We start from the raw sequence: 23,327 nt of genomic DNA on the forward strand, positions 1-23,327 counted from the left end.
GAGGAAGGGTGGAGGTCATGCTCATCGCACTCGTCGTGGTGGCGGTGCTCTCAGTGGCAGTCATCATTGGCTGGCTGGCAGACCGTCGAGCCATTGGCAGGAGGGCGGAACGAGCAGAGTCCGAACGTGATGCGAAGGCATTGGAGCTTTCTCGCAGCGAGGAGCGCCTGGTGCGCGCGACTCAAGATCTTGCGGGCAGTCGTGACGAGACCGCGGCAGCTCGCGCTGCGCTCGAGTCCAGTCGAGTGCGGCTCGTTGATGAAGAGCGTCGAGCCGATCATGCCGAGCAAGCTCGCCACAGCGCCGAGGCCCTGCTCGAGATCAACCAGCGCTCTGCCGAAGAGTTGACAGAGCGTGATCGTCAGCTGCGCGAAGCCCGTCGCCACCTCGACGCCGGCCTCGACAAGCTCGAGAAGGAGCGCTTGGAGTTGGCGGAGCGCAGCTCTCACCTCGATGAGCGGGACGCCGAGCTAGATCGACGTGACGAGCAGATTGTCGCGGAGCTGGAGCGCGTCGCCGGGATGTCCCTTGGCCAGGCCCAAGACGAACTGGCAGAGCACCTCGGCAGAGAGTCTCGTGCGGTGGCTGAATACAGTGCCCGGGCGATCATCGCCGAGGCGACGACGAACGCCGAGGGCAAAGCTCGGCACATCGTGGCTGATGCCATTCAGCGGTGTTCCTCCGAGATGGTTGCCGACACCGTCGTCAGCGTCGTTCCACTGCCCAGCGACGAGATGAAGGGTCGCGTCATCGGGCGAGAAGGCCGCAACATCCGCACCTTCGAGCAAGTGACGGGAGTCACGGTCATCATCGATGACACCCCGGGCATCGTCTTGCTGAGCTGCTTCGACCCCATGCGGCGCGAGGTGGCCCGACAGGCTCTCGTAGATCTGGTCGAAGACGGTCGCATCCACCCCATCAGCATCGAGAAGGCCCATCAGCGAGCCGTCGACCACATCGAACAGATGTGTCTGGAAGCCGCATCCGAGGCGCTGTCCGAAGCCGGGATCGCCGACATTGACGATCGGCTCCTCCCCATCCTCGGGTCCCTGCGCTTCCGGACCTCCTACGGTCAACAGGTGCTCGATCACTGCGTCGAGTGCGCCCGACTCGCGGCCACCCTGGCAGCTGAAATCGGTGGCGACGTCGACACCTGTCGTCGTGCGGCCTTCCTGCACGATCTCGGTAAGTCCCTCACCCCGGGGGTTGGAGGAACCCACGCGGCCATCGGTGCTGAACTGGCACGACGCCATGGGGAATCCGATGAGGTCGTGCATGCCATTGCAGCTCACCACGATGAGATTGAGCCCGTGAGCGTCACGGATCTCATCGTCAAGGCTGCGGATGCAATCTCTGCGGCTCGTCCAGGGGCACGTCGAGATTCCTTGGAGGCCCATGTCCGCAGGATGGACACCATCGAGGAGATTGCCACCAGCTTCTCCGGGGTCGAACGGGCTTTCGCCCTGCAAGCTGGACGTGAGGTCCAGATCCTCGTCGATCCGGGTACGGTGGACGATCTGCACGCGTCCCGACTCGCACGTCAGATCGCGTTGGCGGTGGGTGAGCAGGTCACCGTGCCAGGACGCACCAGGGTCACCGTCATCCGCTCCTTCCAAGCCGTGGAGACGGTGGGGGAATCCTGAGCCACCAGCCCTTGTGGAAACGTGGTGGTTCGGGATGCCGTCCCGAGCAGCAGCTCAGGCGATTCCCCAGGTGAGGGTGACCTCGTCCCCGGGTTCCAGGCGGATGGCGTCTCCATGGGTGGGTCCCTCGTTGAAGGCGTCCGGCCCGCATGTCATCGGTTCGACGGCGAGGCTGAGGCGGTCATCTGGAGTGTAAATCTGTGCCCAGCCCATGGTCGCATCTCCCCACAACTCATGGCTCGCCTCATCGCTGGTGACCTTGATGCGCCATGCCGGCGATCCAACGGTTCCTCCACGATTCAAGGTGTAGGCGGTGTCGAAGGTGCGCTGACCGAGCGACTGCCCACTCATCGTGTGAACCTCGTCCATCCCACAAATCCGCACTGGCAGAAGCCGATCGTCAACCTGCAGCCAGGATGCAAACGGGGCGTCAATCTTCCACTCATCGATGGACCGGCCGAGGCAGAAATAGGGATGGGCGGCATAGCCGAAAGGCACTGCCGTGGCCCCGACGTTCCGAGCCCTCACGGTGACCGTCAGTCCGTGATCATCCAGGTTGTGGGTCAGCTGGACATCAATCGTTCCAGGCCAGCCAGGCCGAGCCATGATCCGGATCTCCTGGGTCACCGAGGAGTCGGTGTGTTCGACGAGGTGCCACGGTGACCACGCCACCAGACCATGAATGGCATTGTTGCGATCGACCTCGCTGATAGCCAGCTGCTGGTCAACGTCATCGAATCGGTAGCGGCCGTCACGGATGCGGTTGGGCCAGGGGAGGAGCTGCTGCCCCTGCGACGAAGCGGGGGACTGGTCGGCCTCAAAGGTCTTGATGACGTCGTCTCCGTTGTGGCGAAGACTGCGAAGGGTGGCTCCCTGCTCCGTCACGACGGCCTGCCAAAGACCGTGGGAAATCTCGTACTGGGTGCCGGTGGGGAGCATGACGTCATTGATCATGATGAAAAGCCTATCGTCCCGTCCTTTCCGGGCGTTAATTCTTAAGCCCCAGTACCTGCCGGTGCTGGGTTGTTATACTGTTGTTAGTCGAGTTGATAGTGCCCAGCGGAGGGCAGGTGAACCGGCAGTGTCGTCGGTCTTTCCGTTGCGACGACTCACCGATGCTGAAAGTAGGTGAACCTTGTCGAGCAACAATGCCACTGAGACCCGCCATCGCCTACGGGTTCCGTCAGCTTTCACAATCCTTTTCGTCCTCACAGTTCTCGCCGTTGCGTGTACATGGCTAGTCCCAGCCGGAAGTTACTCAAAGATGAGTTACTCCGCAGGTTCGCAGCAGTTGGTCATTGTGGATCCTCATGGCGCCATGACGAAGCATGCGGCCACCCAGGAGACCCTGGACAAATACGGGGTCGCCATGAAGATCTCGGAATTCACCTCAGGGTCCATGACGGGGTCGGTGTCAGTACCAGGTACTTATCAACGCCTGGCATCCCATCCAGCCGGTATCGGAGAGATTACGAACGGCATGGTGACGGGAACGATCGAGGCCGTCGACATCATCGTTTTCATCCTTGTACTGGGTGGCCTCATCGGCGTTGTGAGGGCTAGCGGCGCATTCGAGGCCGGTCTCGGGAGACTCACTGCCAAGTCCAAGGGAAAAGAGTTCATCCTTGTCCTTTCCGTGTCCCTGTTCATGATCGTGGGCGGGACGACGTGTGGACTCGAGGAGGAGGCAGTCGCCTTCTATCCCATCCTTGCGCCGGTCTTCATCGCCATGGGGTATGACGCTCTGGTCGTCGTTGGGTCGGTCTTCCTCGCTGGATCGATTGGTACGTGTTTCTCGACCATCAACCCGTTCTCCTCTGCCATTGGAGCGAATGCGGCCGGTATTCGACTCACCGAAGGTATGTCATGGCGTGTTGTGGGTCTGGTTGGAGGAGCGATAGCTGTCGTCATCTATCTCGCCTGGTATTCACGAAAGGTGAAGGCAGATCCGGAATTCTCCTACGTCTGGGAGGATCGCGACGCTTTTGCGGCTCAGTGGGGTTTGGGTGATGACGGCGCCGAGATGGGATTCGATTGGCGTCGTAAAGTCATCCTCGTCCTCTTTGCGGCAGCCTTCCCCATCATGGTGTGGGGAGTTATGGCCCGAGGATGGTGGTTCCCGGCGATGGCGTCATCATTCCTCGCCATTGCCATTGTCATCATGTTCATTGCTGCGACCGGACCAAATAAACTCAGTGAGAAAAAACTTGTCGATGCGTTCAGCGCAGGATCATCAAGCCTGGTGGCCGTATCCCTCATCATCGGGTTGGCGCGGGGAATCAATCACATCCTCAATGAAGGCTTGATTTCTGACACCTTGCTGTATGAGTCAGCCAAGGTGGTCTCCCATGTCAACGGCCCCGTCTTCGTACTGTCCCTGCTCATCGTGTTCTTCCTGCTGGGATTCATCGTGCCCTCGTCGTCAGGTCTGGCCGTTCTGGCACTGCCGATCATGGCTCCCCTCGGCGACACCGCCGGGGTATCGCGGGCCACAGTGCTGTGCGCCTATCAGTGGGGTCAGTACGCGATGTTGTTCCTGGCACCCACAGGATTGGTCATGGCAACTCTGCAAATGCTGGACATCAGGTACTCGCACTGGCTGAAGTTCGTGTGGCCATTGGTCGTGTTCGTCCTGGTGTATGGCGGGATCCTCCTGGTCCTGCAGACGATCGTGTGAGGAACGGGCTGGTCCGGTACGTGGGCTGATGACGTAGAGTGTTCGCGCCATGCCCAGTAACACCGTGCGGCAGACCGAGGCCCCGACCTACCGGGTCGTGACCTACGGATGCCAGATGAATGTCCATGACTCCGAGCGCATTGCCGGTCTCCTCGAGGAGGCCGGCTACGTTCCCGATCCCAGAACCGACACCTTGGCTCCGGCTGACGTCGTCGTCTTCAACACCTGTGCAGTCCGGGAGAACGCCGACAATCGTCTCTACGGCACCCTCGGCCACATGGCCTCGGTGAAGTCGGCCCATCCCGGGATGCAGCTGGCCGTCGGCGGCTGTATGGCTCAGAAGGACAAGGACACGGTCGTCGCACGGGCACCATGGGTGGACGTCGTCTTCGGCACCCACAACGTGGGCTCCCTGCCGGCCCTGCTCAAGCGCGCCCGTCACAATGCCACGGCCCAGGTGGAGATTGAGGAGTCCCTGGTCACTTTTCCGTCGAACCTGCCCACCCGACGCGATTCGGCGTACTCGGCCTGGGTCTCCATCTCGGTGGGATGCAACAACACCTGCACCTTCTGCATCGTCCCGCAGCTGCGCGGCAAGGAAACCGACCGACGCCCCGGTGAGATCCTCTCGGAGATCCGAGCCCTCGTTGACGAGGGAGTCCAGGAGATCACCCTGCTCGGCCAGAACGTCAATTCCTACGGAGTTCAGTTCGGTGATCGCGGCGCCTTCGCCAAGCTGCTGCGGGCCTGTGGCGAGATCGACGGTCTGGAGAGGGTGCGGTTCACCTCACCCCACCCGGCCGCCTTCACCGATGACGTCATCGAGGCGATGGCCGAGACCCCCAATGTCATGCCCAGCCTGCACATGCCTCTGCAGTCCGGGTCTGACGAGGTGCTGCGCCGGATGCGCCGATCCTACCGGTCCAAGAAGTTCCTCGGAATCCTTGACAGGGTGCGCGAGGCCATTCCGGACGCCGCCATCACCACAGACATCATCGTCGGGTTCCCCGGGGAGACCGACGAGGACTTCGCCGAGACAATGCGTGTCGTCGAGGAGTCGAGGTTCTCCGCTGCCTTCACCTTCCAGTACTCCATCCGTCCCAACACCCCGGCAGGGATCATGGAGGACCAGGTCCCCAAGCCGGTCGTCCAGGAACGCTACGAACGCCTCGTCGATCTCGTCGACGACATCGCCTGGCAGGAAAACAAGGCTCAGGTCGGTCGCACCGTCGAGGTGATGTTCGCCGAGGGCGAGGGGCGCAAGGACGAGGTCACCCACCGCGTCACCGGAAGGGCCCGGGACAACCGCCTGGTTCATGTCAGCTTGGCCCCAGATGACGAGGTCCCGCGTCCGGGCGACATAGGAGAGGTCGTCATCACGTCCGGTCATCCCCATCACCTGGTCGCCGATGGTGGCCTGGTGAACCTGCGTCGTACCCGTGGTGGCGACGCATGGCAGATCCGTGAAGGGGCATGCGCTCAGCCCGGTGTCACCATGCTCGGTATTCCGACGATCGGCGCGGCGCAGGGCTGACCAAGGGTGGGTGGCATCGGAGCCTGCTGTGAAACTTGTTCAGACATGCGACGAGGGGTGGTGCTCAGTGGAGCACCACCCCTCGTGTCGCAGCTCATCCGCTCCCATCCGGAGCAGGTCCCCTCAGAGGACGGGCCGCGTCATGTCGTGGACGACTCAGAGGTCGCCGAGCTTGTCCTTGAGGGCATCCTGGCCCTTGTCGACCTGATCGGAGAACTTGCCGCCGGTCTTGTCGTCGACAGTGTCGCCAGCCTTGTCGATGCCCTGCTCGACCTTGTCGCTGTGCTGGCTGACCTGGTCCTTGATGTCGTCCTGGTGGTCGCTGATGGCGTCCTTGGCCTTGTCGAAGAGTCCCATGTGATCTCCTTTCGGGAGCTTTCCCCCTCTCGGGGATGACCCCTTTAGGCTACACACAAGATGGTCCACTCATGTGAGGTTTTTCGCTCTACGCGTTGGCCCCGCAATGTCGTTGCAGTGCGCAAGGATGAACGTGTGAGTTTGCCGGTCATTTGTCTTCTCGGGCCTACTGCCAGCGGAAAATCAGGGTTGGCGGTGCGAGTCTGTTCACGCCTGGGACGTGAAGGGCGCCCGGCCGAGATCGTCAACACTGATTCAATGGTGGTGTATCGGGGGATGGACATCGGTACCGCCACCCCCACGCTTTCCGAGCAGCGTGCAGTGAGGCACCACGTGGTCTCGATCCTTGACGTCACCGAATCCTCCTCAATCGTCCTCATGCAGAAGTTGGCGCGCGAAGCGACCGAAGAGTGCTTGTCTCGCGGTGTCGTCCCGGTGCTCGTCGGCGGTTCGGCCCTGTACACCAAGGCCGTCGTCGACGAGATGACCATTCCCCCCACCGATCCGACGGTACGGGCGAAGTGGCAGAAACGTCTGAAGGCCGAAGGTCCGGAGGCCCTGCACAGGGAACTGGCACGACGGGATTCCAAGGCGGCTGAATCGATCCTGCCGGGGAATGGCAGGAGGATCGTGCGAGCCCTCGAGGTCATTGACCTCACCGGATCCTTCACCGCCACCATTCCCGACGGCACCTCTCACTGGCCTGACACGGTGCACATTGGTCTGGAACTTCCTCGTGAGGACATGGATCGACGGATAGCCGATCGCGTCGACCAGATGTGGGAGAACGGACTGGTTGACGAGGTTCGTGCCTTGGTCGACGTCGGATTGAGGGACGGCCTCACGGCAAGTCGAGCGCTGGGATACCGGCAGGTGCTGGAGTTCCTTGACGGCGAGTATGACGAGGAGGAGGCCCGTCGTCGTACCGTGACCGGCACCCGCCGCTTCGCCCGGAAACAGCTCATGTGGTATCGCCGGGACGATCGTATTGAATGGCTCAATGCACTTGATCCCGATCTCGATGACAAGGTTGTGGCGCGGGTGTTGACCGCCCTGTCCACCGACGAGGAGGATTGACGACATGACGACGACGTTCTGGAAGGCACACGGGACCGGCAATGACTTCGTCATCGTCGACCGCCCCGACCCCCTGACCCCTGGGCAGGTGCGATGGCTGTGCCACCGTCGATTCGGTATCGGCGGCGACGGCACCCTGCAGGCTCTGCGGGCCGGCGACGTCGCCGGGTGGGACGGTGATCCGGAACTGTGGTTCATGGACTACCGCAATGCCGACGGCACCGTCGCGGAGATGTGCGGCAACGGACTACGAGTCTTCGCGCGGCACCTCGCCCGGACCGGGCGCATCGCGGGTAACGAGGCTGACGTCGCGACGCGGGCCGGTGTTCGTCACGTCACCCTGTATGACAACGGCGGTGTGTCGGTGACGATGGGGACGGTCCGAGTCGAGGGCGACGATCTCACCATCGAACATCAGGACATGTGGTGGCCGGCATGCAAGGTTGACGTTGGCAACCCACACGCTGTGGTCGTGACGGACCACACCACCATCACTGCGCTCAACCTCGATGAATCGCCCACCTGGCGTCCACGGTCGGCCTTCCCCGAGGGGGCCAATGTCGAATTCGTCGAGCAGCTGGACGGTCATTCGGTCTCGATGAGGGTCCATGAGCGCGGATCGGGAGAGACGATGTCGTGCGGTACCGGAACCGTGGCCGTGGCAGCGACGATGGCCACCCGTACCGGTCACCGTGGTCCGTGGACGGTCCATGTGCCCGGTGGCCGCGTCATCGTCACCCTCACCCCTGCTGATGACGGCTATGACGCGGTGCTGACGGGCCCTGCGGTCATTCTCGCGACCGGGACGGTCAGCCTTCCCGAGGAATGAGGAACACCGAGGTCAAGGAACCGCCGTTGACCTGTCGGCTTCTCCTCCTACACTTGGCCCGATGACCTCGAAGCACGAGGTGTCGGGGGCACGAGACAGTGGGCCAACAGGACGGGGACCGGGTGAGCGACACCGCACGATTCGACGACGAGCGCGAGGATGCGCCCGAATTCGTTGAGGACTTCAGCGACGATCAGAACGAATATGACGGTGACCAGTTCGACCTGGATGCCCGGTTGTCCCTGACTCGTGTGCCGGGCATGTCGACCGACTTGTCCGACATCTCGGAGGTCGAGTACCGACAGTTGAGGCTCGAGCGAGTGGTGCTCTGCTCGGTGTGGATGAAGGGGTCAGCTGTCGATGCCGAGAACGCCATGGCCGAGCTCAAGTCACTGGCTGAGACCGCGGGGTCCCAGGTCCTCGAGGCCGTCATGCAGAGGCGAACGACCCCGGATCCGGCGACCTACATCGGCTCGGGCAAGGTGGTTGAGCTCGCCGAGATAGTCCGAGCCACCGGAGCTGACACCGTCATTTGTGATGGTGAACTCGACGCCGCTCAGCTTCGAAACCTCGAGGACCGCGTCAAGGTCAAGGTGGTGGACCGGACGGCGTTGATCCTCGACATCTTCGCCCAGCACGCTCGCAGCGTGGAAGGCCGTACCCAGGTCGAATTGGCCCAGCTCAACTACCTCAAGCAGAGGCTGCGTGGCTGGGGTGGAAACCTCTCCCGCCAGACGGGTGGCCGCGCGGCTGGCGGCGCCGGTATCGGTGGCCGTGGCCCCGGTGAGACCCGGATCGAGACCGACAGACGACGTATCGGTCATCGCATCGCTGTGCTGCGTCGTCGTCTCAAGCGCATCGAGTCCACCCGTGTCTCCAAGCGGGCTGATCGCCTTCGCAACAAGGTGCCCTCCGCCGCCATCGTCGGATACACCAACGCGGGGAAGTCCTCCCTGCTCAACCGGCTGACCCGTGCCGGAGTGCTCGTCGAGGATGCCCTCTTCGCCACCCTCGACCCCACCACCCGTCGTACCACGACGGCGGATGGTCGCGTCTACACCCTCACCGACACCGTCGGCTTCGTGCGGCATCTTCCCCACGACCTCGTCGAGGCCTTCGCCTCGACCCTCGAGGAGACGGCGATGGCAGATGTCCTGGTGCACGTCGTCGATGCATCTGACCCCGACCCCATCGGACAGGTCGACGCCGTGCGTGGTGTGCTCGCGGGAATCGGTGCCAGTGACATTCCTGAGATCCTGGTACTCAACAAGATTGATCGTCTCGACGACGACATCATCTTGACGTTGCGTTCGACCTTCCCCGGTGCTCATGTCATCTCGGCTCATACCGGAGAGGGAATCGACAACCTCGTAACAGCCATCGAGGGGTCGCTGCCGGTGCCGTCCCAGAAGGTTGATGTCGTCATGCCCTATGCGCGCGGAGACCTCATGGACAAGATCCACCGCGACGGGACGATCGAACTCATTGACCACACCGCCGATGGCACCCATGTGATCGCCCATCTTCATCCTGCTCTGGCCGCTGAGGTCGAGGAGGCGTGTCATGACGCGTGAGTCGGCTGAGGTCAGCAAGATGTGTCGCGATCTCCTCGGCGTAGCCGTCTCCCAGATGGGGGGTCAGGAGAGATCTGGTCAGGTGACGATGGTCGAGGCCGTCGACCAGGCGATGCGTGAGGAACTGCACCTCTTGGTTCAGGCCGGAACCGGAACCGGAAAATCCTTGGGGTACTTGGCGCCTGCTCTGGTCCATTGTGTCGAGGAAGGGGCGCAGGTCGTCGTCGCCACTGCCACCCTTGCCTTACAGACACAGCTCGCCCACAAGGACATTCCGGCAATTCTCGACGCCTCGGACAAGGTCCTATCCCGTAGGCCGAAGGTGGCCGTGCTCAAGGGGCGCAACAACCACGTCTGTCTGCACAAGGTTCGCGGTGGATCGACGGGGGCGAGAGGACAGGACGCGCTGGTCCCTGGGGCTGATCTCGCGGCTGAGGCCGAGGACACCAGGGAGGCTGGGACGGCGCCGACCTCCGCACTGGGCGCCGAGGTCGTCATGCTGCGTGAATGGGCCGAGAAGCAGGTCGAGGAGTCGGGGCTCGGCGATCGTGATGACGCACCTCCGCACACTCCGTTGGCGTGGGCTCAGGTGAGTGTGCCAGCCAACGAGTGTCTAGGGACTCAGCGCTGTCCCTTCGGCAGCGAGTGCCTCTCCGAAGCAGCCCGTGAGAAGGCCCGAAACGCTGACCTCGTCGTCACCAACCACGCCATGCTCGCGATCGATGCGCTGAACGGTAACAACGTGTTGCCGGAGCACGACACCGTCATCATCGACGAGGCCCACGAGCTGGTGGATCGGTTCACCGGGGCTGCTTCCAAGGGTCTGTCTCCCTCCCTCGTGACGACGACGTCGAAACGGGCCTCGACATGGCTTGACGATGACGTGAGCGCCGATCTGCTCAATCAGGCGGACGTGCTGGCCAGGGCCCTGGAAGCGACCGCGCCGGGACAGGTCACCGAGCCCGAGGCCCAGGTCATACAGGCGTGCACGGTATTGCGAGATCTGGCCAGGGAAGCAGTGAGCCAGTTGGGTCGACGGGACGAGGATTCTAAGGAATCCCTCGACGCCGAGAGGGTGCAGGCTCAGGCCGCCATGCGCGAGGTCTTCGAGACCGTCGACCGCATGGTGTCGATGGCAGCTGCTGACGTGGTGTGGGTCTCGGAATCGGAGAAGGGGTACCGCAGCATCCACGTCGCGCCATTGAGTGTGGCAGGCCTGCTGCGCGAGAACGTCTTCGCGGGGGCGATCACGATCCTCACCTCGGCCACCTTGTGCATCGGCGGTAATTTCCTGGCCACGGCAAGGAACGTCGGGCTGTCGCCACGTGAGCAGATCGAGGGGGACGCTCCGGAGGTTCTCGACACTCAGATGGGGTGGCGAGGGGTTGACGTCGGCTCACCGTTCGACTACTCGAAGCAGGGGATTCTGTATGTCGGTAAGTCCCTGCCGCGCCCGGGTCGAGATGGCATCGCGCCAGAGGTTCTCGACGATCTTGCCGAGCTGATCTGGGCCGCTGGTGGACGTACCCTCGGGCTGTTCTCCTCCCAACGCAACGCGGTGGCTGCCTCCGAACACATGCGCAAGGTCATGCCGGACATTCCGGTGTTGTGTCAGGGGGAGGGACATCTGGCCGATCTCACACGCCGATTCACGGCTGATCCGCCGACATGCCTCTTTGGGACCTTGTCCCTGTGGCAGGGGGTGGACGTTCCTGGTGACACGTGTCGGTTGGTCATCATTGACCGGATTCCCTTCCCACGTCCGGATGACCCGCTCATGGCGGCACGGGGCAAGGCAGTTCAGGATGCTGGCGGTAATGGATTCATGACGGTGTCGGCCGGACATGCGGCCCTCCTGTTGGCCCAGGGGGCGGGCCGGCTCATTCGACGTTCCGACGATCGGGGAGTCGTCGCGGTTCTGGACCCGCGGTTGGCGACGGCGCGATATGGCGGTTTCCTGAGGGCGTCAATGCCCTCGTTCTGGACGACAACGAATCGTGAGATGGCTGTCGGAGCTCTGTGCAGGCTGGGGGAGTGACCACCAGGGGTCACAGTCGTCTCATGATGGAGACGGCGCGACCGATGAGAGAAGCATCATCGAGGTTTACCGGTGAGTGAGCGGGGTTCGAGGCCATCAGCCACGGTTTCCCCCCGAGCTTGGCCAAGGAACGGATGATGGTCGTGCCACCCACTGTGGCCGCCACGAAATAGGGCTCGGGTGGGTCGTCGGGAAGGTCCGCCATGGGTAGCTGCTGGACGAGGACAAGGTCTCCGACGTGGAAATCGGGTGCCATCCCATCGTCGCGGACGACGACCACCACGTGGTCTCCGTGGCTCAGTAACTGGGGGGGAACCGCGATGACAGTGTCGTGATGCTCGTCATCGGCAATCTCATTCGGGTTGAAAACCTCGATCTGAAGGGCCTGGGGTCCGTGGGGATCATTGACGTCGACGACGTCCTCAACGACCTCAAGGGTGCCGTCAGTGCGTCGCAACAGGCCGAGATCGATGAGTGCGGAGATACGCCTCTGGACGGTCGACGTACTGGCTGCTCCCGTCATGTCAGCCAGGGCACGAACAGTCGGTGCGCGACCGTCGCGGCGCAGCCCTTCCTTGACGGCGGTCAGCACCGCGTGCTCCTTGGCAGAAGGTCGACGGGTAGTGGTGAACGGGACGGCCGACGAGACGGCGGCCGAGTCCGAGGAGTCGGTTCCGGGCGTATCGGTGGTCATGCCAGTCACGGTATAGGTCGGGTACGACAGTTCCCCGTCAGCTCTGTTCGATGGTTGTTCCGGAGCATGGGGGCGGCGTTGATCTGAGCTCTCAGGGAACCTATGAACTGCTTCTGACTAGGTTGTTCTCCTGGTGTTCCAGTCTGATGACGGTGAACCTGTCGGTCGGGTCGGATGTCATGGATGGCGCCGGCGGAGGTTGTGCCGCCGGGCCCTTCCCCGGGATCCATTCCGGGGACCGCTGACGGGAGCGGATGGCTCTCGTCGACAGAGAGGTGATCCGATGAGTGCTCAGACGTACGAGTGGGATGTTGAGACGACGACCAGTCGGCAAGGTGACCTGGTCATCGGACCGTGGCAGGATGAGCTGGCCGAGCCGGTGGTCGTCATCGATCGTCAGGAATTGATGGCAGGGCGTCCCGGTGCCGTCGCACGCCATGAACCCGTCCACGATCGGTTCTGGGACGTCGCCGTGATGGCTACCGTTGTCGTGATGATCATTGGTGTGATCTTGTCCCTGGGACGCCTTGGTCAGGTGTGGCAGGGCAACTCCGAGAGCGGTCACCCCGACCCGGCTGCCGTCGTCCAGACCGATGGACATCAGTCGGGCGACCTGCCTGATATCAGGTCCTGATGGTGGAAGGTGGTCGTGTGGACTGAGCATCTTCGGCGTGTCACGCGTGGCAGCTTGACGGATGATCAAACGACATCCTCAATAATTCCCCCTCGACACCAGATGTTGTGGTGTTCAGATTCGCCATCCCCATAAGTTGTGTTTTCGGTCCAAGTTCGGAGTAGTCTTCTGAATCAACGGCATATCTGCCGTTCGGAACCCAGCGAGGTCGGGGAAGGAGGCGACGATGCGCTGTCCGTTCTGTCAGCATGACGACTCACGAGTCCTGGACTCCCGAGTGTGCGAGGACGGCACTGCGATCCGTCGGAGACGACAGTGTCCCGTGTGTGAACGACGGTTCACCACCATCGAGCGCATGCAGATGACGGTTCACAAGCGTAACGGCATCGAAGAACCCTTCTCCCGAGACAAGGTGATCCGTGGTGTGCGCAATGCATGCAAGGGACGCCCGGTCACGGATGCCGATCTGGCTTTGTTGGGTCAACGCGTCGAGGACGGCCTTCGAGCCCGAGGAGTCGCGGAGATTCCGAGCGACGAGATTGGGTTGGCAATCTTGAGCCCACTTCGTGAGCTGGATCCCATCGCCTATCTGCGGTTCGCAAGTGTGTATCTCAATTACGACACCATCGAGGATTTCGCCACCGAGATCGATCGGTTGCGCGACGAGTCCCCCGAGAAAACACGGTCCTCGGGCCGCAAGCGGCCTTCGAAGCGGGACGAGCCGCTGTTCTGACGAGCCTTGGCCAAGTGCGCCTCAGCTCATGACAAGTACCGACACCAAACCACCCGTATCACCGAATATCTAGAGGGAGCCATGACCGAGACCAAGTCCGCACCACGCAGGACGAGCCGCTCCAAGGGGCTGCACGTCGAGCGCACCTTCAGCACCGAGGGTATCCATCCCTACGACGAGGTGACGTGGGAGCGTCGCGACGTCGTGCAGACGAACTGGCGCACCGGTGACGTAGTCTTCGAACAGCGCGGAGTCGAGTTCCCCGACTTCTGGAGCGTCAACGCCTCGACGATCGTCACGAACAAGTACTTCCGTGGCGCCCTGGGCACTCCTGTCCGTGAGAACAGTCTCAAGACCCTCATCGACCGCGTCGTCAAGACCTACGTGACGTCCGGACGTGAAAACGGCTACTTCGCCTCTGAGGAGGACGCCAAGGTCTTCGGTGAGGAGCTGACCTGGCTGCTGGTCCATCAGTACTTCAGCTTCAACTCCCCGGTGTGGTTCAACGTCGGTACGACGAGCCCTCAGCAGGTCAGTGCCTGCTTCATTCTCTCGGTGGACGACTCCATGGAGTCGATCCTCAACTGGTATCGGGAAGAAGGATTCATCTTCAAGGGTGGCTCTGGTGCCGGTCTCAACATTTCCCGTATCCGTTCTTCCAAGGAGCTGCTGAGCTCCGGCGGCACTGCTTCCGGCCCGGTGTCCTTCATGCGCGGTGCCGACGCGTCTGCCGGAACCATCAAGTCCGGTGGCGCCACCCGTCGCGCTGCCAAGATGGTCGTCCTTGACATCGATCACCCGGACGTCGAAGAGTTCATCGAGACCAAGGCTCGCGAGGAGGACAAGATCCGCGCCCTGCGCGATGCCGGCTTCGACATGGACCTGGGTGGCCGCGACATCACCAGTGTCCAGTACCAGAACGCCAACAACTCGGTGCGCGTCTCGGATGCCTTCATGACGGCGGTCGAGCAGGGCAAGTCCTTCGGGCTGACTTCCCGCACCGAGCCGGGCAAGGTACTCGACACCGTCGATGCCAAGGAACTCTTCGGCAAGATCGCCCAGGCTGCCTGGGAGTGCGCTGACCCCGGTCTGCAGTACGACGACACAATCAATGCCTGGCACACCAACCCGAACACCGGGCGGATCAACGCCTCCAACCCGTGCTCGGAATACATGAGCCTGGACAACTCCTCGTGCAACCTGGCCAGCCTCAACCTGTTGAAGTTCCTCGACGAGAATGATCACTTCGACGTCGAGAAGTTCACCAAGGCCGTCGAGCTCGTCATCACCGCGATGGACATCTCCATCTGCTTCGCCGACTTCCCGACCGAGGCCATCGGGGAGACCACTCGCAACTTCCGTCAGCTCGGGATTGGATATGCCAACCTGGGCGCCCTTCTCATGGCCCTGGGCCTGGGATATGACTCTGATGGTGGACGTGCCATGGCTGCTGCCATCACCTCCGTCATGACCGGTGTCTCCTACCGACGCTCCGCCGAGTTGGCGGCCATCGTCGGTCCTTATGCCGGCTACGCCGAGAATGCCGAGTCGCACCAGGCCGTCATGGCCAAGCATCGCGACGCCAACCGCCAGGTTCATCCGCTGCACGACAATGACACCACCGTCCTCGCTGCTGCCAAGGCCGAGTGGGACAAGGTCGTCAAGCTGGGACGTACCAATGGCTTCCGCAACGCCCAGGCCTCGGTGCTGGCCCCGACCGGCACCATCGGCTTCATGATGGACTGCGACACCACGGGCATCGAGCCGGACTTCTCGCTGGTGAAGTTCAAGAAGATGGTCGGTGGTGGCTCGATGCAGATCGTCAACCAGACGGTGCCGCGTGCCCTCAAGAACCTCGGCTACACCTCTGAGCAGTCCGAGAAGATCGTGGCCTACATCGCCGACAACGGGTCGGTCGTCGGGGCTCCCGGCCTCGACGAGGCCCACTACGAGGTCTTCGACTGCGCCATGGGCACCCGCTTCATCGCGCCGATGGGCCACGTGCGGATGATGGCTGCCGTCCAGCCCTTCCTGTCTGGTGCCATCTCCAAGACCGTCAACCTGCCGGAGTCCTCCACCGTCGAGGACATCGCCAACGTCTACATGGAGGGCTGGAAGCTCGGCCTCAAGGCCCTGGCCGTCTACCGCGATAACTGCAAGGTTGGCCAGCCTCTCTCCGAGGTCAAGAAAGAGGAGGAGAAGGCCGCGCCGGAGGTTCGCATCGAGTACCGTCCGCGTCGTCAGCGTCTGCCGAAGTCGCGCATGGGCCGCACGACGAGCTTCCAGGTCGCTGGAGCTGGCGGTTACCTCACGACTGGCGCCTACGATTCCGGCCGCTTGGGCGAGATCTTCCTCAAGCTCGGCAAGCAGGGTTCGACCTTGGCCGGCGTCATGGATGCCTTCTCCATCGCGGTGTCCATCGGTCTGCAGTACGGCGTGCCGTTGGAGTCCTTCGTCCAGAAGTTCTCCAACCTCAAGTTCGAGCCTGCTGGTATGACTGACGACCCGGACATCCGGATCGCCTCGTCGATTATCGACTACGTGTTCCGTCGTCTGGCCTTGGACTACCTGGACTTCGACGAGCGCGCCGAGCTGGGTATCTACACCGCCGCTGAGCGTGCCCGATACGTCGAGACCGGCTCCTACGCGTCAGACGAGGAGGAGGACGAGCTCATCGATTCCGAGACCCTCAAGGACACCCCGGCCGACCGCGTCCGGGTGCACGAGGACGGTGCCAACCAGCCAGGGCTCTTTGCTGCTCAGGAGGCTGTTGAGCGAGTCGCTGGTGCCCACACCAGTGCCGAACTGCTCGAGGAGCAGATGGGCCGTGAGGTCGATGCCCCGCTGTGCATGACCTGCGGAACGAAGATGCGTCCGTCGGGATCCTGCTATGTCTGCGAAGGTTGTGGATCCACCAGCGGTTGCAGCTGATGACGTCATGATCTGACCAGGTGGCCGGGGTACAGCAGAGGTTGTGCTCCGGCCCCTGGCGTGTGCGTGTCATCGCACCCGTCGGCTTCCGGATGCCGAGGCCCATGCGTGCGTTCAACCATGCACGTTCACCAGATGGCACCGGAAGACGAGCACAGGCTGCACATCTGCCTCCGGACCTACTAGGTTGGAGGCATGGACGAGCCACCAGACTTCGCGTTCGACCTGGATCGCAGCACAGCACAGGCCTGGGACCAGTTCACCGAGCGTCTGGCCGAGGTCGTCTCCGTCATTGACGACGATGGTGAGTTGACGATCTCGACCATGTCAGCGCGCAATGACCCCACGCCCTTCATCCGGTTCGTGCAGGATGACCCCGATCACAGTGATGACACCGCGATGATTCTGGCCGAGGCGTCGAGCAACAGCTGTCTGCCGGACAGCTCTCAGCTCACCCCCGGCCAGCTCGACGGACTGAGCTCCCTGGGATGGCAGGAGCCCGGAACCTGCACCTCTCACAAGACTGACAACTACTGGGTCTACCGAAGCCAGGATGACAGTGAACAGCTTGCTGAGCTGGCGGTGACGACCCTGCGTGACATCTTCGGTGTCCCGCACCCGGTCTTCCTGGCCCCCGACCAGCTCGCAGAGATTCTGCAGCCCGAACCTCCGCTGTCTCCCACCGAGGCGGCCAGCGTCCCCGCCATCATGCCGGTCGACAAGGATCACCTCGACCGCCTTGTGGCCGACGAGCTGTCCCAGATCTTCGGACACCCCGCCATTCGCGACAGCGAGGGAGATTTCGCCATCCGGGTGGGCACCTGCATGGTGTTTGTGCGAACCACTCCTGACGCCTCTGAACTACTGCTCTTCGCAGCTCTCGTCCACAACATCGAGGGACGGTCTCGAGCCGTCGAGGTGCTCAACGACCTCAACGTCCAGTCCCGCTACGGACGCTTCGCCCTGCATCAGGACCGGGTCTTCGTCACGATGTCAGTGATGGCTCGTCCGTTCGTTGCGGCACACTTGCACCAGGCAGTCTCCATCGTGTCCAGGCTGGCTGACGGATTGGACAACGAACTGGCTCGCAAGCTGCACGGCAGAACCACTTTTGAAGAATGATCCGGACCCGATCCCTTTGTCACAAGGCAAGTGGTGGGACAATGTGACAAGGGGTTGACGCCCCTGACGTCTCACTGAGGAGGACCACCATGGCCGACGATCGAACCTCGTCAAGGACTCGCCGTACTACCGTCATCGTTGGAGTCGACGGCTCGGAGGACGGCCTGCGCGCCGCCCGGTACGCCGCAGGATCCGCGATCAGGAGAGACGCCGATCTCATTGTCCTTCACGCTGTTGACGATGCTGCTGTCGCCGGTGCCTGGGGTGTCGTCTATGACCCGACCGCTCTGCAGGACGCCGGCCAGGTCGTCGTCGATGACGCCATCAACGTCGCCAAGGGCCGCGGCATAGATCCCGATCGCATCTCGGGTGAGGTGGTTCTGGGTAACCCGGCGGCCATCCTTGCCGACCGCAGCGCAGACGCCCAGCTCGTCGTCGTCGGTCGTCGCGCCAGCTCCGGACTGGAGCGGATGTTCGTCGGATCGACCTCTGTGGCCGTGGCTGGCATGTCCGCCGCACCTGTTGTCGTCATCTCCCGTGCGTCGAACCCGGACCCGACCGGTGGCAAGAAGTGTGTGGCCGTCGCCGTCGGCCCTCAGAGCGCAGGAACTGCCGCTCTCGGATTCGGATTCGCCGAGGCGGACCACCGTGGCTGCAAGCTATTGGCCGTGACCGTTCCCGGCCAGGATTCCCAGAAGGTCCACGCCGAGGCACTCAAGCGACTCAACGAGGTCGTCAAGCCCGTCGCTGACGAGCATCCCGACGTCGAGGTTGAGACTCGGGTGCTCTCCGGCGAGCCAGTGGACGCCCTGGTCGACCTGTCCGGCGATGTCGACCTCCTCGTCATCGGCATGAAGAAGCACCCGATCCTGGGATGGACCGCTGGCGGAGTCAGCCGTGGCATCATGGCTCACGCCCAGTCTCCGTTGGCCATTTGCCACTGACCTGTCGGCTCGAAGGACTACCAGTGGTTGTCCCGCCATGTGGTTGGTCCTCGAGGAGCTCATCACCGATGACATCTGCACCGTGTACTCCAACTCGGCGCCCTTCATCCCGATGAGCCCCTTCCCGGTGTGGTCGATCGCATCACCATCAGATCCTTCAGCAAGGACATCAACGAGAACAACGTCGTGACCGCGCAGCCTTTCACGCTCTGCGGCTTCGCAAGGGGGCGCAGTCTCACTGGCTGTTGGCACTGTCTTCGAGCCCCACTGCGGCATTATCTGGCGCGTGGGGATTGACCAGATCACCGAGGCACTCGACCAGATCCAGCGGATGGAGATCTTCACGGCTTGACCGACGAGACGGTGGCCAGCACGAGCCCGTCGCTGAGTGTCAGACCTCTCACATAAACTGAATAGGCCATGCCTGATTCACGACTGGAAGGTGAGCTGCCCGGTGGGGGAGTCGTCGCCTTCGACACCGAGCTTCCCATCGCGGCGCATGCCGACGAGATCGCAGACCTCATCCAGGACCATCAAGTCGTGGTGGTCGCCGGTGAGACAGGTTCGGGAAAGACCACCCAGCTTCCCAAGATCTGCCTGGCACTGGGGCGTCGACACATCGCCCACACCCAGCCTCGCCGGATTGCCGCGCGCAGCGTCGCCGAACGCGTCGCGGAGGAGATGAGGGTCGATCTGGGGGAACAGGTTGGCTATCAGGTGCGGTTCACCCGTCGCGCCACCTCTGACACTGCGCTGACGGTCATGACCGACGGTGTGCTGCTGGCCGAGATCTCCCATGATCGCGACCTGCGTGCTCACGACACCATCATCATCGACGAGGCTCATGAGCGTAGCCTCAACATCGATTTCCTGCTCGGCTACCTCAAGCAGCTACTGCCACGGCGTCGCGACCTCAAGGTCATCATCACCTCGGCCACCATCGACACCGCGAGGTTCGCGGCCCACTTCGACGACGCTCCCGTCATCGAGGTCTCCGGACGGACCTATCCCGTCGAGGTGCGATACCGGCCCCTGGATCCCTCGGAACAGGTCCGCGCCGATGACGACGATGAGGACGAAGAGCTCTCGGAGCGCCCCTCGACTCCTGCCCCGGTCGATACGAAGGACGAGGTCATTGACCAGGTCACCGGTATCTGCAGAGCTGTCGAGGAGCTCACCCGGGAAGGAGAGGGCGACATCCTCGTCTTCCTGGCGGGCGAGCAGGAGATCCGGGAGACCACCGAGGCTCTCGCCGACCTCGGACTGGCCAACACCGAGATTCTGCCGCTGTTCGCTCGGCTGTCGGCTGCCGAACAGCATCGGGTCTTCACCCCGCACAGCGGCCGGCGCATCGTGCTGGCCACAAATGTCGCCGAGACCTCCCTGACGGTGCCGGGCATCCGTTACGTCATCGATCCTGGAACTGCTCGTATCTCGCGGTACTCGGTGCGTACCAAGGTGCAACGTCTTCCCATCGAGCCGGTCTCCCAGGCCAGTGCGAACCAGCGGGCCGGACGATGCGGCCGCGTCGCTCCCGGTATCTGCATTCGTCTCTACTCGGAGGCCGACTTCGAGTCCCGTCCAGAGTTCACCGAACCCGAGATCCTGCGCACCAACCTGGCCGCCGTCATCCTCCAGATGGCCCAGGCTCGACTCGGTGCCATCACTGACTTCCCCTTCGTCGAGCCTCCCGATCGCTCCCGGATCGATGACGGAATCCGCCTGCTCGACGAGCTGGGAGCCCTCAAACCTGGCCATCGGGACGCTCCCAGACTGACCAAGATTGGCCATCAGCTTGCCCGTGTCCCGCTGGATCCACGTCTGGGGCGCATGCTGCTTGAGGGGTCGAAACAGGGCAGTCTCGCTGAGGTCCTCGTCATCGTCGCGGCACTGTCCATCCGCGATGTCAGGGAGCGCCCCGCCGAGAAGCGGGAGGAGGCCGACAGCTTCCACCGACGTTTCGCCACCGAGGCGAACCTGCTGCAGACCCTCCAGGCCGTCGACGACGCCGACAACAACCGGGTGGGGGACTGGTCCCAGGTTCGTCAGCAGGTACACCGGCGGCCCGCCAACGCCCCGACACCGGGGACACCGGCGCGCCACACCCCTCACACCAATTCCCGTCCGGGCAAGCCTGCCCCTCAGCCCCAGCCTGGTGGGATCGACGAGGGCGGGGACATCCTGGCCATCCACCGACTGTGGCGCTACCTGCGTCATCAGCGTCGGCAGATGGGATCCTCGGCGTTTCGTCGTATGTGCCGGGCTGAGTACATCAATTACCTGCGCGTGCGCGAATGGGACGACCTGCACGGCCAACTGCGCCAGATCGCCAAGGAGCTGCACCTGGAGGTCAACCGCACCTCGGCTCCCACCGACCGTGTTCTCGTCGCATTGTTGTCCGGCCTGCTCTCCCACATCGGTCTGGCCCAGGTTCGGGAGTCCTCGAAACGTCGCGGCCAACGTCCTGGACCTCAGGAGTACATCGGTGCTCGCGGTACCAAGTTCGCCATCAATCCCGGATCCCTGCTGTCGCGCAAGTCCCCGGAACTTGTTGTCGCCGTCGAACTGGTGGAGACCTCCCGGCTGTGGGCCCGGACGGTGGCCGCCGTCCAGCCGGAGTGGGTGGAGGAGGTCGCCGGACCGCTCATCAAGCGTTCCTGGGCCGCTCCGCACTGGGCAGCCTCGACGGCCTCCGTGGTCGCCACCGAGCGGGCGGCCCTCTTCGGGGTACCGCTGTGGGCAGATCATCGCGTCAACTACGGGCGCATAGACCCGGTCGTCTCCCGGCAGATCTTTATCCGTTCCGCTCTGGTGGAGCGGGACTGGCGATCCAACCACGGCTTCCTCAAGCACAATGACCGGGTCCGGGACGAGGCAGCCGACCTCGAGGAACGTAGCCGTCAGCGCGGATTGGTCGCCGACGATGACGCCATCTTCGCCTTCTACGACCGTCGTGTTCCGGAAGGCATCGTCTCGGGATCCCATTTCGACGCCTGGTGGAGACGAGTCCAGGATCGTCACCAACTCGACTTGTCCCTTGACGACCTCGTCGACTCCGACTTGGTCGACGCCGACGCCTTCCCCGACCATTGGAAGGTTGGCAATCTCGATCTTCCGGTGCGTTACGTCTTCGAACCTGGATCCGGGCATGACGGTGTCACCGTCACCATTCCGCTGGCCCTGCTCAACCAGGTGCCGACCGCTCCTTTCAGCTGGCAGGTTCCGGGTCTGCGCACCGAGTTGGCCACCGAGCTCATCCGGGCCCTCCCCAAACGGATTCGGACCCAGCTCGTCCCCGCTCCCGACCGTGCCCGAGCTGCGCTGACCTGGCTCGAGGACAACGATGCTGACCGTCAAGCCCCTTTCACCGAGGAACTCGGGCGAGCATTGCGGGCTCTGACCGGGGTCATCGTCGACGCCGATAGCTGGAACACCGCAGCCATCCCAGCGCACTTGCGGGTCGGGTTCGACATCGTTGACGCCGAGGGGCGCACCGTCGGCAAGGAGCCCGGGAAGAAGGGTAGGAACAAGTCGACCTTCTCCCAGCCCAAGCACGTCGCCAGGTCCGAGGACCTGGAATCCCTTCAGACCGATCTGGCCACCAAGGTCTCGCAATCCTTGACCAAGGCCGCCGGACGACCTCAGGTCCATGGGGCGACGCAGTGGACCTTCGATCCGATCCCGGAACGGGTTGACCTGTCGCGCAAGGGGGCTGACGCCGTCGGCTACCCATGTCTGGTTGATGAGGGAACTGCGGTCGGTAGCACCGTTCTCGACACTCCGAGGGCTCAACGCGCCAGCCACGCCGCAGGAGTCGTCAGGCTGTTCGTCCTCACCCTGCCCGATCCGACGAAGTGGGTCGTCTCGCACATGGACAATGGCACGAAGTTGGCGTTGGCGACCTCGCCATATCCCACCGTGCCGGCATTGCTGGCAGATGCGCGTCACAAGGCGGTTGCCTCGGTTGCTCATGAGAAGGCGGGGGATCTGTCGGGGATTCGGACGAAGGAGGCTTTCGAAGACCTTTCCCTGGCCGTCCGTCAGGACCAGGCCGACCGGATGGCCCGAGTGGTGCGCACCGCCGGGCGGATCCTCGCCCGACTCGTCGACGCCCGTCAGGCCCTGGCAATGGTTTCGGATCCGGCAATTCGCGCCGACATCACCACTCAGATTGATGACCTCGTCTTCGAGAACTTCATCTCGGCCACCCCGGATCCCTGGTACGACGACATGCCTCGCTGGATCCAGGGGGTGAGCGTGCGCATCGAGTCCCTCATGACGAATCCGACGCGCGATCTCCGCCAGATGGCTGAGTTGGAGCCGCTTCTGGTCGAGTACGACGCCCTGTGCGAGGAACAGCCGGCTGGCAAGCTTCCCGCCGAGATCGAGGAGATCGGGTTCATGTTGGAGGAGCTTCGCGTCCAGTACTTTGCCCAGCGCCTCGGAACCAGGGTCACCGTCTCCCCGAAACGGATTCGCTCCGCGATGAACAAGGTGTCCTGACCACAGCCATGAACACGTTCACATGGAGTGAGCAAGA

The 23,327-nt window shown here is 63.0% G+C and carries 16 protein-coding genes; 13 read left to right on the top strand and 3 right to left on the bottom strand.

From position 1 onward, the window contains the following. Positions 1-17: 17 nt before the first annotated feature. Positions 18-1,643 (top strand): ribonuclease Y, encoded by a 1,626-nt coding sequence (gene rny, locus AC6I1W_RS07785; RefSeq protein WP_493536867.1) that lies wholly within the window; start codon positions 18-20, stop codon positions 1,641-1,643. Positions 1,644-1,697: 54 nt separating this feature from the next. Here the strand turns inward: rny and AC6I1W_RS07790 are convergent, their stop codons facing one another. Further along, positions 1,698-2,597 carry an aldose 1-epimerase family protein gene (locus tag AC6I1W_RS07790; protein WP_065672657.1) on the bottom strand — a complete coding sequence of 300 codons (900 nt, stop codon included), beginning with the start codon at positions 2,595-2,597 and terminating at the stop codon, positions 1,698-1,700. A gap of 181 nt (positions 2,598-2,778) precedes the next feature. Between AC6I1W_RS07790 and AC6I1W_RS07795 the strand changes: the two genes are divergently transcribed. Further along, positions 2,779-4,320 carry a YfcC family protein gene (locus tag AC6I1W_RS07795; RefSeq protein ID WP_117189594.1) on the top strand — a complete coding sequence of 514 codons (1,542 nt, stop codon included), beginning with the start codon at positions 2,779-2,781 and terminating at the stop codon, positions 4,318-4,320. Positions 4,321-4,369: 49 nt separating this feature from the next. Then, a complete protein-coding gene (gene miaB / locus AC6I1W_RS07800; protein ID WP_270236013.1) occupies positions 4,370-5,854 on the top strand; it encodes a tRNA (N6-isopentenyl adenosine(37)-C2)-methylthiotransferase MiaB in 1,485 nt (494 codons plus the stop codon). Between the two features lie 156 nt (positions 5,855-6,010). Here the strand turns inward: miaB and AC6I1W_RS07805 are convergent, their stop codons facing one another. Beyond that, on the bottom strand, positions 6,011-6,211 hold the full coding sequence (locus AC6I1W_RS07805; protein WP_016667505.1) for an antitoxin: 201 nt from the start codon (positions 6,209-6,211) through the stop codon (positions 6,011-6,013). Positions 6,212-6,328: 117 nt separating this feature from the next. On the opposite strand from AC6I1W_RS07805, the gene miaA reads away from it, so the two are divergent. The 4 genes from miaA to AC6I1W_RS07825 all read left to right on the top strand — a co-directional run bounded on the left by miaA (position 6,329) and on the right by AC6I1W_RS07825 (position 11,729). Then, a complete protein-coding gene (gene miaA, locus AC6I1W_RS07810; RefSeq protein ID WP_117189596.1) occupies positions 6,329-7,288 on the top strand; it encodes a tRNA (adenosine(37)-N6)-dimethylallyltransferase MiaA in 960 nt (319 codons plus the stop codon). 4 nt (positions 7,289-7,292) lie between these two features. Next, positions 7,293-8,117, top strand: coding sequence for a diaminopimelate epimerase (gene dapF, locus AC6I1W_RS07815; RefSeq protein WP_016667507.1), 825 nt, complete (start codon positions 7,293-7,295; stop codon positions 8,115-8,117). A 122-nt stretch (positions 8,118-8,239) separates the two neighbouring features. Beyond that, positions 8,240-9,691, top strand: coding sequence for a GTPase HflX (hflX, locus tag AC6I1W_RS07820; RefSeq protein WP_016667508.1), 1,452 nt, complete (start codon positions 8,240-8,242; stop codon positions 9,689-9,691). After that, the gene (locus AC6I1W_RS07825) at positions 9,681-11,729 is read left to right on the top strand and encodes an ATP-dependent DNA helicase (RefSeq protein WP_270236018.1); all 2,049 of its coding nucleotides are present in this window, start codon (positions 9,681-9,683) and stop codon (positions 11,727-11,729) included. The genes hflX and AC6I1W_RS07825 overlap by 11 nt, the downstream gene beginning before the upstream one ends. Before the next feature lie 10 nt (positions 11,730-11,739). Here the strand turns inward: AC6I1W_RS07825 and AC6I1W_RS07830 are convergent, their stop codons facing one another. Next, positions 11,740-12,423: a LexA family protein gene (locus AC6I1W_RS07830; RefSeq protein WP_069101461.1), complete on the bottom strand. Its 684-nt coding sequence runs from the start codon at positions 12,421-12,423 to the stop codon at positions 11,740-11,742. Positions 12,424-12,706: 283 nt separating this feature from the next. Here AC6I1W_RS07830 and AC6I1W_RS07835 point away from each other — a divergent pair, with 283 nt between their 5' ends. From AC6I1W_RS07835 to hrpA, 6 genes are all read left to right on the top strand, one after another. Continuing rightward, positions 12,707-13,057: a hypothetical protein gene (locus AC6I1W_RS07835; RefSeq protein ID WP_016667511.1), complete on the top strand. Its 351-nt coding sequence runs from the start codon at positions 12,707-12,709 to the stop codon at positions 13,055-13,057. Between the two features lie 226 nt (positions 13,058-13,283). Beyond that, positions 13,284-13,790 (top strand): transcriptional regulator NrdR, encoded by a 507-nt coding sequence (gene nrdR, locus AC6I1W_RS07840; protein ID WP_081302567.1) that lies wholly within the window; start codon positions 13,284-13,286, stop codon positions 13,788-13,790. A gap of 81 nt (positions 13,791-13,871) precedes the next feature. Then, entirely contained in the window at positions 13,872-16,721 is a 2,850-nt protein-coding gene (locus AC6I1W_RS07845) for a vitamin B12-dependent ribonucleotide reductase (RefSeq protein WP_284950494.1), read from the top strand. Between the two features lie 195 nt (positions 16,722-16,916). Beyond that, positions 16,917-17,843, top strand: coding sequence for a T3SS (YopN, CesT) and YbjN peptide-binding chaperone 1 (locus AC6I1W_RS07850; RefSeq protein WP_270236025.1), 927 nt, complete (start codon positions 16,917-16,919; stop codon positions 17,841-17,843). A gap of 89 nt (positions 17,844-17,932) precedes the next feature. Then, positions 17,933-18,787, top strand: coding sequence for a universal stress protein (locus tag AC6I1W_RS07855; RefSeq protein ID WP_065672665.1), 855 nt, complete (start codon positions 17,933-17,935; stop codon positions 18,785-18,787). 420 nt (positions 18,788-19,207) lie between these two features. Beyond that, entirely contained in the window at positions 19,208-23,290 is a 4,083-nt protein-coding gene (gene hrpA / locus AC6I1W_RS07860; protein WP_270236029.1) for an ATP-dependent RNA helicase HrpA, read from the top strand. Positions 23,291-23,327 lie beyond the last annotated feature (37 nt).

Source organism: Cutibacterium sp. KB22876 (assembly GCF_059728865.1).